This is a genomic window from Streptomyces sp. NPDC057271, from assembly GCF_042668715.1.
In the GTDB taxonomy this organism is placed as follows: domain Bacteria; phylum Actinomycetota; class Actinomycetes; order Streptomycetales; family Streptomycetaceae; genus Streptomyces.
This window is the reverse complement of record NZ_JBHUYJ010000056.1, coordinates 1-12,526: the sequence shown is the minus strand read 5'-3', so window position 1 is coordinate 12,526 and position 12,526 is coordinate 1. Positions and strand designations below refer to the sequence as shown.

General features: G+C 71.0%; 9 protein-coding genes. 7 read left to right on the top strand and 2 right to left on the bottom strand.

Features of this window, described 5'->3' with window-relative positions; translation table 11 throughout:
• Positions 1-403 precede the first annotated feature (403 nt).
• Complete coding sequence (locus ACFUJR_RS24025) at positions 404-1,201, top strand: phytanoyl-CoA dioxygenase family protein (protein WP_383170546.1); 798 nt, start codon at positions 404-406, stop codon at positions 1,199-1,201.
• Between the two features lie 35 nt (positions 1,202-1,236).
• Here the strand turns inward: ACFUJR_RS24025 and ACFUJR_RS24020 are convergent, their stop codons facing one another.
• On the bottom strand, positions 1,237-2,526 hold the full coding sequence (locus ACFUJR_RS24020) for an ATP-grasp domain-containing protein (RefSeq protein WP_383170548.1): 1,290 nt from the start codon (positions 2,524-2,526) through the stop codon (positions 1,237-1,239).
• Here ACFUJR_RS24020 and ACFUJR_RS24015 point away from each other — a divergent pair, their 5' ends adjacent.
• Together ACFUJR_RS24015 and ACFUJR_RS24010 are read left to right on the top strand one after the other, a co-directional pair.
• Positions 2,527-3,804 carry an MFS transporter gene (locus ACFUJR_RS24015; protein ID WP_383450702.1) on the top strand — a complete coding sequence of 426 codons (1,278 nt, stop codon included), beginning with the start codon at positions 2,527-2,529 and terminating at the stop codon, positions 3,802-3,804.
• 66 nt (positions 3,805-3,870) lie between these two features.
• The gene (locus ACFUJR_RS24010) at positions 3,871-5,217 is read left to right on the top strand and encodes a nucleotide disphospho-sugar-binding domain-containing protein (protein WP_383450699.1); all 1,347 of its coding nucleotides are present in this window, start codon (positions 3,871-3,873) and stop codon (positions 5,215-5,217) included.
• Positions 5,218-5,294: 77 nt separating this feature from the next.
• Here ACFUJR_RS24010 and ACFUJR_RS24005 read toward each other — a convergent pair whose 3' ends face one another.
• Positions 5,295-6,839, bottom strand: a complete 1,545-nt coding sequence (locus ACFUJR_RS24005; protein WP_383178741.1) for an alpha/beta fold hydrolase — start codon at positions 6,837-6,839, stop codon at positions 5,295-5,297.
• 166 nt (positions 6,840-7,005) lie between these two features.
• Between ACFUJR_RS24005 and ACFUJR_RS24000 the strand changes: the two genes are divergently transcribed.
• The 4 genes from ACFUJR_RS24000 (at position 7,006) to ACFUJR_RS23985 (ending at position 12,422) form a co-directional block, all read left to right on the top strand.
• Positions 7,006-7,368, top strand: a complete 363-nt coding sequence (locus tag ACFUJR_RS24000; protein WP_383178744.1) for a VOC family protein — start codon at positions 7,006-7,008, stop codon at positions 7,366-7,368.
• A gap of 215 nt (positions 7,369-7,583) precedes the next feature.
• Positions 7,584-9,971, top strand: a complete 2,388-nt coding sequence (locus ACFUJR_RS23995) for an ATP-binding cassette domain-containing protein (protein WP_383178746.1) — start codon at positions 7,584-7,586, stop codon at positions 9,969-9,971.
• Between the two features lie 91 nt (positions 9,972-10,062).
• Positions 10,063-11,043, top strand: coding sequence for a dTDP-glucose 4,6-dehydratase (rfbB, locus tag ACFUJR_RS23990; protein ID WP_383178749.1), 981 nt, complete (start codon positions 10,063-10,065; stop codon positions 11,041-11,043).
• Positions 11,040-12,422: an NDP-hexose 2,3-dehydratase family protein gene (locus tag ACFUJR_RS23985; RefSeq protein ID WP_383178751.1), complete on the top strand. Its 1,383-nt coding sequence runs from the start codon at positions 11,040-11,042 to the stop codon at positions 12,420-12,422. Before rfbB ends, ACFUJR_RS23985 begins: the two co-directional genes overlap by 4 nt.
• Positions 12,423-12,526 lie beyond the last annotated feature (104 nt).

The window sequence follows — 12,526 nt, the reverse complement described above, 5'->3', positions numbered from 1 at the left end:
TGAGCGGAGTGGGGGGCCAGAAGCGGTGGGGGGGGGGTGTGGGGGGGGGGGGAGGTGTGATTTCCTACCGTTCAGCTCTCTCTGGGAGGGGTGTCCGCCCGGAGGAAGGGGGTTGCTGGGGGGCTGGCGCGGTACGCGTCATGCATGTGTAATTCACCGGGTCAGTGAATTACCACTTGCTGGTCTCCTGCTGCGCGTCACGGGTCTCGATGAAGTCACGGTCGCTCATGGGTCACTCCTTCCTTCCGAGAATTCGTGGGTCTGGTCGACCTCACACCCCAGGACCTTAGGCGGACGCAGAAGCGGGCGGCAACAGCCGCGGAATGTCAGCGGTTGAACACGAACGCCGTCCGAATCGTCCGAGTAGGTTCGCGGTCATCCGAACCGGAGAAAGGGAGGAAGAATGGCGGACACCTATTCCCGCGAGATGCGGGAGAACGGGGTCGTACGGCTGCCCGGGCTGGTCGGCGGGGCGGAGCTGGCCGAGCTGCGGAGCGCGGCGGGACGTCTTGAGGAGTCGGCCCGCGACCGCTCGGCCTCCAGTGGGGACTTCGTCCTGGAGGCGCCGGGCATCGGCGGCTGGGCGGCCTGGCAGCAGGGGGCGGGCGCGCTGCCCGGCGTGCTGCGGTCGGTGGACCGCATCCATGTGCACGAGCCGGCGTTCGACGCCGTGCAGCGGTCCCTCGGCCTGGCCGAGGGACCGGTACGGGCGGCCTCGGGCACGGCGGGCGCGCTGGTCAACGCGTTCCTGTGGGCGAAGCCGCCCGCGGTGGGCTCGGCGAAGCCCTGGCACCAGGACATGGCGTTCGCGCCGCCCGGGTTCGCCGCCGGGGAGTACGGCATCGTGACGATCTGGATCGCCCTGGAGCGGGCCATCCCGTCCAACGGCTGTCTGGAGTTCCTGCCGGGCTCGCATCTCCTCGGGCTGTTCCCGCACACCGGGGACCGGGAGCGGCTGCCGGGAGAGGCGCCTCTGCGGCGCGCGGTGGAGCCGCACGTGGCGGACGAGCACCTGCCGCGCACGGCCGATCCGGTCGCGATGCCGCTGGAGCCGGGCTCGGCCGTGATGTTCGACGGCATGGTGCTGCACCGCTCGGCGCCCAACACGACGGCCTCGGAGCCGCGGACGGCCGTCAGCTTCGTGTACCGGGTGCCGCGCCCGGCCTGGACGCGTATGGAACCGGCCGCCGCCCCGGTGTGACGTTCGACTGCGGCGGGGCGGCGGTCGAACGCTCCTCAGGAGTCGGTCGCCGCCCCGTCGACGGCGTAGAACCCGGTGCCGTCGACGTGCCGGATGGTGTTGAGGTCACGCCGCACGACCTCGTCGAGCTCGTGCAGCAGCGTCACGATGACCGGGTACGTGAGGTCGTCGACGGTCCGCCGGATCCCCTGGCCCGGCTGGACCAGGGGCGTCAGGGTGTGGAGGCCCTCCAGACGCTCGATCTGCTCGATCCCCCGGTACGCGCGGAGCACGCCCTCGACGGGCGAGACCATGCCGTAGATGGCGGCGTACCGGCGGATCTCGTACGGGGCGCCGGCCCGCTCGTGGAAGCGCTCGGGCCGCAGGAGGGCGTCGACGGTCCACTCCAGCTGGGACTCGCCGATACCGAGGCCCGCGGTGGCGGGGATGCCGCCGCCCGCGATCCGGGCGCCGACCTCCACCAGACACGGCCCGGCCGGGGTCATCCGGATCTCCAGGTGGGCGGGGCCGTGCCGGATGCCGAGGGCGTCGAGGACGCGGAAGGCGTAGTCGGTGAGGGGTGCGACGACCCGGCTGCCGGAGTCGATGAGGCGGAGCGCGTCACAGAGGTCGACGACCCCGTTGCGGCTGGCGCGATCGGTGCGCCAGACGTCGCACACGTGATGGCGGCCGTCCCGGCTGACCGTGTTGACCATGTACTCGGTGCCGGCGAGGTACTCCTGCACGACGGCCCCGTTGTTGGGCTGGGAGAAGACGTCGTCGGCGTCGGCGAGCAGGCGGAAGGCGGCGACCGACTCCTCGGGGGTGTCGCAGAAGGTGACGCCCTGGCTGCCGGCGCCGCGCGGCGGCTTCACGACGACCCGGCCGCCGAGGTCGCGGTGCCAGGCGGTCAGCTCCTCGGCATCGGTGGCGAACAGCTGGCGGGCGGCCCGCAGTCCGGCGGCGCGGACCGTCTCGATCATGAGGTGCTTGTCGCGGCGGGCCGCGCTGAGGGCGGTGCCGTTGCCGGGCAGTCCGAGCCGCTCCGCGAGCAGGTCGGCGAGTTCGACGCCGATCTCGCCTCCGGAGACGACGCCGACCGGCGCGAACTCCGCGACCGCCTTCGCGGTGGCGGCGACATCGCCTTCGTGGGTGATGTCGGCGATGAAGTCCTCGGGGACATAAGGAGCGGACCGGTAGACGTACGGGGTATCGCGCGTGCTCTGGACGCGGACGACGGAACATCCTTGCCGAAGGAATTCGAGAACGAGTGAACGGACGCCCGCGTAGGCGTCGACCATCACGATGCACGGGGTACCAGGAAGGTCCTGGGCGGCTGTTGTCATATGTTCAAAGATAGACACCAGACCCGCTCGCCGAAATCCTTTCGCCTCTGCCATCCTCCAGCCTCTGGAGGACCCCTCATGACATTTTCCCGCGCATATGCGCGATCACCTCGATGCATTCCCGTCCTACTTTTCGTCAACACATCCGGGAGTTTTCTGCTCCTTGTGAGCCTGTCCACCCACATCGGCTCCGTCACCGGCTCGGGACTGCTGGCCGGCGTCGTCCTGAGCGCCCCCTGGCTGCCGGCGCTGCTGCTCGCCGCGCCGCTCAACCGGCTGCTCGCCGGCCGCGCGCCGGAGCGGCTCGTCCGCATCGCAGAGGCGGCGAGCCTGCTGCTCACGGCGGCGGCCCTGGCCGTGCCCGGCGGCGCGCTGCTCGCGGCCGCCACCTGCCTGGTCGTCGCCCGAGGCTTCTTCGAGGCGGTGACCCGCTCGGCCACCTTGGTGGTGCTGCGCGGCACGGTGCCGAAGGAGCGGCTCGACCGGGCCAACACCTTCGCCGAGATCGGAAAGCTGACCGGACTCAGCGTGGGTGCCGCGCTCGCCGGGCCGGCCTCCTCGGTGCTCTCGCCGCGCGGACTGATCGCGCTGAACGCGGCGACGCTCGCGCTCTCCGCGCTCCTCGCCTGGGCGCTGCCGTCCGTGGCCAGGGCGGCGGCGGAGAGCACCGCGTCACCGGAGAAGTCCGGGACCGGGGCGCGGCTGCGGGTGGAGGACCCGGTGGTCCGCCGCCTGTTCGTCCGCTTCCTTCTGGTGGCGTTCTGGCAGGGTTTCCACACCGTGGCCGTCACCGTGATCCCGCTGCGTCTCCTCGACGGCGACACCCGGCTCGTCGGGGTGTTCGTCGCGGTCTCGGCCGTCGCGGTCTTCGCCGGTTCCCTCGCCGCCCTGCCGGCCCAGCGGTATCTGGACCACGTGCCCTCGACCGTGTGGCTGGTGCTGCCGATGGCGCCCCTGCTCGCGGCGGTGCTGGCGGCGAGCACCGTCCCCACGCTGGCGCTGTACGCGGTCTTCCTCGTGCTCTTCGAGCTTGCCTTCGTGCACTACAACAACCGGGTCCTCGCGGCCGTATCGGACGAGGAGCTGTCCTCGGTGGTGACGCTGCGGGCGACGCTGCTGCCCTCGGGTGTGGCCGTGTCGATCCTGGTCATGGGCGCGCTGAGCGATCTGGCGGGTCCCTTGCCGGCCGTCCTCGCGGTCGTCGTCACCACGCTCGTGGTCACGGCCGCAACCGGCGCCGGCCAGCAAACTCGGAGAAGTGCCGTACCCGACGCATGATCAGGATGGAAGGGACGACACGCGGGGCGCCCCTCGCCCCGCTTCCCCTGACCGAAGGAATCCGTCGTGCGCGTTCTCATCGTCCCGTTCCCGTTCAGGAGCCATCTCTTCAACCTGGTGCCGCTCGCCTGGTCCCTGCAGACCGCCGGGCACGAGGTACGGGTGGCCGGGTGGCCCAATCTTCTCGACGCCGTGACCGGCGCCGGCCTCACGGGGGTGGGCGTGGGGCCCGGCGAGACCGCGCGGGAGCAGGAGGCCGGCGACCGGCGCCAGCAACGGGAACGCAGGGCGGCCCCGCCGGTGCCGGGGCGCGGGCCCGGCGGGGCGGGAGGCCTCGACCCGCTCTTCGACGTACGGCCCGACCGCGAGCGGCTGGGCTGGGAGCAGGTCACACGGGTCTTCGACGACCTGGTGCTGCCGCAGGCCCGCAGGTCGAACGACTCCATGATGGAGGACCTGGTCGAGCTGGCCCTGGAGTGGAAGCCCGACCTGGTGCTGTGGGGTGCGAAGGCCTTCGCCGGCGCGATCGCCGCCGCCGCCGTGGGCGCGGCCCACGCCCGGGTGCTGTATTCGGTCGACGTCTACACCCGGATGCGGGAGGACTTCCTGCACGCCAAGGCGCGGCAGCCGGAGCACGACCGGGCCGACCCCCTCCAGGAGTGGCTGACGGACTGGGTGGAGAAGTACGGCGGCGAGTTCTCCGAGGACCTGGTGAACGGGCAGTTCACGATCGACCCGCTCCCCGCCGCGTTCCGGCCCGATCCGCGGCCGACGACGATCCCGGTGCAGTTCGTCCCCTACAACGGACCCACCGTCATGCCCCGTTGGGCCGCGGAGCCACCGCGTGCGCCGCGTGTCCTGATGACCTTCGGCGACAACGCCGACGACCGGTCGGCGCGCCAGCTGCTGTCGGTCGAACGGATCCAGGACATCCTCGACTCGGTGGGTGACCTGGACATCGAGCTGGTGCTCTCGCTGCCCCGGCAGTCCCAGGAGGAGTTAAGCCGCGTCCCGGCCAACACCCGTCTCGTGGAGTCCGTACCGCTCGCGGAGGTGCTGCCGAGCTGCTCGGCGATGGTGCACCACGGTGGGACCTGGTCGTTCGGCTGCACGCTGCGGTCCGGGGTGCCGCAACTGCTCGTCAGCCGGGCGTTCGACGCGCCGCTGAAGCTCCGGTGCCTGGAGCGGACGGGCGCGGGGCTCACCATGCGGCCCTCGGACGCCGACGGTCCCGCGGTACGCGAGGCGCTGCTGCGGCTGCTGGAGGACGAGACGTTCCGGGCCGGCGCGCGGCGGCTGCAGCGGGAGGTTCTCGAGACGCCGGCGCCGGGCGACCTGGTGCGCACCCTGGAGGACCTGGTCCTGGCTCATCGCGCGGCGGCCCACCGGGCCGGCGCGTCCGTCGGCCGCTGAGGCCACCGCACGAAGACCCCGGCGGCCGACGGGTGGCGATGCCCCGTCGGCCGCCGGACGCCTCGCCCGGGTTCCGGTCAGGCGGTGGGCACCGGGTCCGGAGCCGCCGCGCAGGTCGCGTCGGTGCCCCACCCGGCGGCCGGCCGGGTGCCGTCCCGCAGGAAGTTGCTGACGTGGGTGTTCAGGCAGGTGTTGTTGTTCGCGGAGAGGGCCGCGCCGACGCTGTGGCCGCCCTTCTCCAGGATGAGCCGGGAGTTCGGGAAGAGCGCGCGCGTCTGGTAGGCGCCGATGAGGCCGTGCGCGGCGTCGAACTGCGGCTGGACGATGAGGACTTCCACGTCGCTGTTACCGACCTGAACGGGCGTCTGGGACGGCACCGGCCAGAAGGCGCAGGGCGCGGTGTACCAGGCGTTGGTCCAGGTCAGGAACTTGACGCCGAGGGCGTACTGGGACGAGTAGGCCACGCTGTAGGAGTTCCAGCCCTTCGGCCAGGGGCCGTCGGTGCAGTTGACCGCGTTGGTCATGGTGTGGCGGTTCTGGTGCGGGAAGCCCGGGTCCGAGTAGTTCGCCTTCAGCGACGTCGGGTCGTCGTCGACGACGAAGTCGGAGAGGATCTTCGCGCGGTTCATCCAGATCCAGTGCCGGTAGACGACCGGCTCGAAGACGTCGGCCCACTCGGCCGGGCCTATCTCGCCGTCGACGGGCGCGGCACGGAGCTTGTCCTGGCCCTCGTAGTACTTGGCTTCGACCTGGGCGGCGGTCGTGCCCAGGTGGTAGACGCTGTCGTACTTGGCGACCCAGGCGAAGAACAGGTCGGCGTTCTGCTCCGACGTGAAGTTCTTGCCGAACTGGTTCAGGAAGCCGACACCGGTCGGGCTGGCGACGCTGTCCAGGAGCAGCCGCTTGACCCGGTTCGGGTACAGGGTGGCGTAGACCGAGCCGAGGTAGGTGCCCCAGTCGGTGCCGAAGAAGGTGATCTTCTCCTGGCCGAGAGCGATGCGCATCTGGTCCAGGTCGCGCGCCGCGTCCTTGGTGGTCAGGTGCTTGAGCACGTCGCCGTACTGCTGGCCGCAGCTCTCGGCGTACGCCTTGGCGCGGTTCACCCATGCCTGCTCGGCGGCCGAGGAGGTCGGCACCGGGTCGGGCTGGGCGTGGCCCGGGTTGATGTAAGAGGGGTCGCAGACGACGGCCGGCTCGCTGGCGCCCACACCGCGCGGGTCGAAGCCGATCCAGTCGTAGGCGCCGCCGACGTCGGAGGCGAGACCTGTGGTGCCCTTCGCGTAACGCGTGGGAAGGTCACGGCCGATGCCTCCGGGCCACTGGCCGCGGTTGAGGATGACGACGCCCTTGTAGTCGGCCTCGGCGACCGTGTGCCTGGCACGGGTCAGCGCGAGCTTGATCTTCTGTCCCGCGGGATCGTCGTAGTCGAGCGGCACCTCGAGCGTGCCGCAGTCCAGGCCCTTGAGCATGGGGCCGAGTACCGGGTCGTTCTCCGTGCACGGAGCCCATGCGAGGGTGCCGGCGGTCTGCGTGACGGCGGTCTCCGCCGCCGCGACCGGAGTGAGGGCCGGGCTCACCAGACCGGTCACGATCACCGTGGTGACCAATGCGAGCTTCTTCACGTGATTCCCCTTCTGAATACAGCGCGCTCGCAGCCTGACAACCGGACCTCCATTTCCAGTCAACGGCGGCTGGAATCCCACCGGAATCGAGCACGATCAGAGAAGCGCCGCGTCGGCGCACCTACTTAACATGCGAAGAGGAGATCCCGACCCCAGGAGTAACCGAATGAGCACGGCCGAATCTTCCGTGCAGGCGATCAAGACCGTCCTGCATCCCGTCAAGGACCTCGCGGCGGCCAGGGGGGTGTACACCGCCCTGCTCGGCACCGAACCGCAGACCGTCTCCGACTTCTACGTCGGCTACGACATCGCAGGTCAGCACATCGGTCTGGTGCCGGGCGCCGGTACCCAGGGCATGTCTGCACCGGTCGCGTACTGGCATGTGCCGGACATCGAGGCGAAGCTCGCTGAGGTGACCGCGGCGGGTGCCGCCGTCCAGAACCCGGTCGCCGACGTCGGCGGCGGGCGCCTTGTCGCGACCGTCACGGACATCGACGGCAACGTTCTCGGACTCCTTCAGGACAGCTGAGGCGAAAACCTTCTCGATTCTTCGCAAAACCTTCGCGATTCCGGCTCCCGGCCTCCTCACGTCCGTCTCGCGGCCGACTTGAATCCCACTTGAGCCCCACTCGGCCATTTCCCCGAGCGGGGCTCAAGCCGTTTGCGAGCGGGCGCCGAGCCCGTCACGGCACCCTCTCCGGACGGGCCGGGCGACCACGGCCCGGTCCTCAGCCAGGGAGACCCATGAGCCAGGAATCCGCCTCCGTCCACCGTCACGACCGGATCCGGGTGCACGGCGCGCGCGTCAACAACCTCAAGGACGTCGACGTCGAGATCCCCAAGCACCGGCTGACGGTCTTCACCGGCGTCTCCGGATCCGGCAAGAGCTCCCTGGTGTTCGGCACGATCGCCGCCGAGTCACGGCGACTGGTCGACGAGACGTACAGCGCCTTCGTCCAGGGCTTCATGCCAACGCCTCCCCGCCCCGACGTCGACCTCCTCGAAGGCCTGACCACCGCGATCGTCGTCGACCAGCGGCGCCTGGGCTCCGACCCCCGCTCCACCGTCGGCACGGTCACCGACGCCAACGCCATGCTGCGCGTGCTCTTCAGCCGGCTCGGCACCCCCCACGTCGGCCCGCCCAGTGCCTTCGCCTTCAACGTCCCGCGCCGCACGGCGAGCGGCGCCATGAACGTCGACAAGGCCGGCGGCAAGCGGATCGTCGTCCGCAAGGCCGTCTACCACGGCGGGATGTGCCCCCGCTGCGAAGGCCGCGGCACCGTCTCCGACATCGATCTCGCCCAGCTGTACGACGACACGCGCGCCATCGGCGACGGGGCGTTCACCATCCCCGGCTGGCGGCAGGACAGCTTCTGGACCACCCGCGTCTACGCCGAGTCCGGCGTCCTCGACCCGCGCAAGCCCATCCGCGACTTCTCCGAGCGGGAGATGCGCGAGTTCCTCCACGGCGAGCCCCGCAAGGTGAAGGTCGACGGGGTCAACCTCACCTACGAGGGCCTCCTCCCGAAGCTCCGGAAGTCGATGCTGTCCAAGGACCGGGAGTCGCTCCAGCCGCACATCCGGGCCTTCGTCGACCGGGCCGTCGCCTTCACCACCTGCCCCGACTGCGCGGGCACCCGGCTCTCCGCCGAGGCCAGGTCCTCGAAGATCCACGGGATCTCGATGGCCGACGCCTGCGCGATGGAGATCAGGGACCTCGCCACCTGGGTGCGCGGCCTCGACGACCCCTCGGTCACGCCGCTGCTCGCCTCCCTGCTCCACACACTGGAGTCGATCGTGGAGATCGGACTCGGCTACCTCTCCCTGGAGCGGCCCGTCGGCACCCTGTCCGGCGGCGAGGGCCAGCGCGTCAAGATGATCCGTCATCTCGGCTCCGCGCTCACCGACACCACGTACGTCTTCGACGAGCCGACCACCGGCCTCCACCCGCACGACATCGCCGGCATGAACGAACTGCTGCTCCGGCTGCGCGACAAGGGCAACACCGTCCTCGTCGTCGAGCACAAGCCGGAGGCCATCGCCCTCGCCGACCACGTCGTCGACCTCGGCCCGGGCGCCGGCGCCGACGGCGGCCGGGTGCTGTACGAGGGCACCCTCGACGGACTCCGCGCGAGCGGCACCCCCACCGGCCGCTGCCTCGGCAACCGGATCCGCCCGAAGGCGACCGTACGCGAGCCCACGGGGTACCTGGAGATCCGCGGCGCCGCCACACACAACCTCCAGGACGTCGACGTCGACCTTCCGCTCGGCGTACTCTGCGTCGTCACCGGCGTCGCCGGCTCCGGCAAGAGCTCCCTCGTCCACGGTTCGGTGGCGCGCCGGGACGGCGTGGTGGCCGTCGACCAGTCGCCGATCAAGGGCTCCCGGCGCAGCAACCCCGCCACGTACACCGGCCTCCTCGACCCGATCCGTACGGCCTTCGCCAAGGCCAACGGCGTGCGGCCGGGGCTCTTCAGCGCCAACTCCGAGGGCGCCTGCCCCACCTGCAACGGTGCCGGCGTCCTCCACACCGACCTCGCGATGATGGCCCAGACCGCCACCACCTGCGAGGACTGCGAGGGGCGGCGCTTCGACAACTCCGTCCTGGAGCACCTCTTCGGCGGCCTCGACATCAGCGAGGTGCTCGCGATGCCGGTCCACCAGGCCCTGGAGTTCTTCGGCGCGGGCGACACCCGCGTCCCCGCCGCCCACCGTGTCCTGCGGCGCCTCTCCGACGTCGGCCTCGACCACCTCTCCCTCGGCCGGCCGCTCACCACCCTCTCCGGCGGTGAGCGCCAGCGGCTGAAGCTCGCCACGCACCTGGGCGAGAAGGGCGGGGTGATCGTCCTGGACGAGCCGACCTCCGGACTCCACCTCGCCGACGTGGAACGGCTGCTCCGGCTCTTCGACCGGCTCGTGGACGCGGGAAGGTCCGTCATCGTCGTCGAGCACCACCAGGCCGTGATGGCACACGCCGACTGGATCGTCGACGTCGGCCCCGGCGCCGGCCAGGACGGCGGCCGGATCGTCTTCGAAGGCACCCCGGCCGAGCTGATCGCCGGCCGCCCCACACTCACCGGTGAACACCTGGCGGCCTACGTCGGCCGTTCACCCGTCGAACCGGCCATCTGAAAGACGCCCCATCGCACGGCACCTCATCTCCTCACCGCAAAGGGCACAGGAACATGTCTCGACCGTGGAACTCCGACTGCGACGTGATCTCATGAGAATCCTCGTCACCGGCGGCGCCGGATTCATCGGCTCCCACTATGTACGGACCATGCTCGACGGGGGATACCCGGGATACGAGGACGCGCACGTCACCGTCCTCGACGCACTCACCTACGCCGGCAACCGGGAGAACCTCCCCGCCGCGCACCCGCGGCTCACCTTCGTCCGGGGCGACATCCTCGACCGCGCCCTGCTCCACAGCGTGCTCGAAGGCCAGGACGCGGTGGTCCACTTCGCGGCCGAGAGCCACGTCGACCGGTCCATCGAGAGCGGTGCCGCGTTCGTCCGCACGAACGTGGAGGGCACCCAGGCTGTCATGGAGGCCGCCCTCGCGGTCGGCGTCGGGCGGGTCGTGCACATCTCCACGGACGAGGTGTACGGCTCCATCGACGAGGGTTTCTGGACCGAGGAGTCCCCGCTCCTCCCCAACTCCCCGTACGCGGCCTCCAAGGCCTCCTCCGACCTCATCGCGCTCGCCTACTTCCGCACCCACCGGCTGAACGTCTCGGTCACCCGCTGCTCCAACAACTACGGGCCGTACCAGCACCCCGAGAAGTTCATCCCGCTCGCGGTCACCAACCTTCTCGAAGGCCGTCGTATCCCCGTGTACGGGGACGGGCAGCAGATCCGCGAGTGGCTGCACGTCGACGACCACTGCCGTGCCGTGCAGCGCGTCCTGACCGGCGGCCGGGCCGGCGAGGCGTACAACATAGGCTCCGGATCGGCCGTGCCGAACCTGACGCTCGCCCACCGGCTCGTCGAGCTCTGCGGGGTGGACGTCGACATGATCGACCATGTCACCGACCGCAAGGGACACGACCGCCGCTACGCCCTCGACCAGTCCAAGATCGAGAAGGAGCTCGGCCACCGGCCCCTCACCTCCTTCGACCGCGGCCTCGCCGAGACCGTCGCCTGGTACCGGGACAACCCGCGGTGGTGGAAGCCGGTCAAGGAGAGCGGGGGCCGGGCATGAGTCCCCGGACCCGACTCGTCCCGCGCTCGCGTGCCGGGACCACCGAGCGGCTCGCCCGCTCGGCCGCGACGACGCGGGGCGCCCACCGCACGACCGCCGAGATCCTGGAGTGGCTCGACTTCCACCGGGTCACCTGCGGCACCGAGATCCGGCGGATCCCCTTCGCCGGGCTCGACAACTGGTCCTTCGCGCCGGACACCGGCAACCTGCGCCACAGCAGCGGAGCGTTCTTCACCGTCGAGGGCCTGCGCGTCGACCGGCCCGACGGCTCATGGCAGCAGCCGGTCATCGTCCAGCCGGAGATCGGCATCCTCGGCATCCTGGCCCAGGAGTTCGACGGGGTCCTCCACTTCCTCATGCAGGCCAAGATGGAGCCCGGCAACCCCAATCTGGTGCAGCTCTCGCCCACCGTGCAGGCCACCCGCAGCAACTACACCAAGGCCCACGGCGGCGCGGCCGTGAAGTACCTGGAGCACTTCCTGGAGCCCGACCGGGACCGGGTCCTCACCGACGTCCTCCAGTCCGAGCACGGCGCCTGGTTCTACCGGAAGCGCAACCGGAACATGATCGTCGAGGTCGACGCCGGTACCGCCGTCCCCGTCCACGACGACTTCGCCTGGCTGACCCTCGGCCAGATCGTGGAGCTGCTCGCCCTGGACAACGTGGTGAACATGGACGCGCGCACCGTTCTCGCGAGCGCCCCCATGGCACCGGAGGAGGACGGCGCGCTGTCCTCCGACGGCGAGCTGCTCACCTGGTTCACCGGCGAGCGGGCCCGCCAGGACGTCCACGCCCGCCGTACGCCGCTGCGCGAGATCTCCGGCTGGCGGCGGACCACCCACTCCATCCACCGCGAGGACGACCGGTTCTTCCGGGTCGTGGCGGTCTCCGTGGAGGGCGCCGGCCGCGAGGTCCGCGGCTGGACCCAGCCGATCATCGAGCCGGTCGGTCCCGGTCTGGTCGCCTTCGCCTGCCGCGTGTTCGACGGCGTCCCGCACGTCCTCGCGCACGCGCGCGTGGAGGGCGGATTCCTCGACGCCGTGGAGCTCGCGCCGACCGTGCAGTGCGTGCCGTCGAACTACGCGCACCTGCCGGCCGGGCAGCGTCCGCCGTTCCTCGACGTAATCCTGGACGCCGCGCCCGAACGGATCCGCTACGCCACGGTCCACTCGGAGGAGGGCGGCCGGTTCCTCAACGCCGAGAGCCGCTATCTGCTCGTCGAGACCGACGAGGCGACGACGCCGGCCGAGGCACCGCCCGGCTTCCACTGGGTGACCCCGGGCCAGCTCAACTGGCTCGCCGGACACAGCCGTTACGTCAACGTGCAGGCGCGTACGCTGCTTGCGGTCCTCACCACCGCGGGCACGAAGGCGTTCTGATCCGACCCGAGAAGGGCCCCGGCGGTCGCGCCACGGCCCCGGCGGTCGCGCCACGGCCCCGGCGGTCGCGCCACGGCCCCGGCGCTCGCGCCACGGCCCCGGCG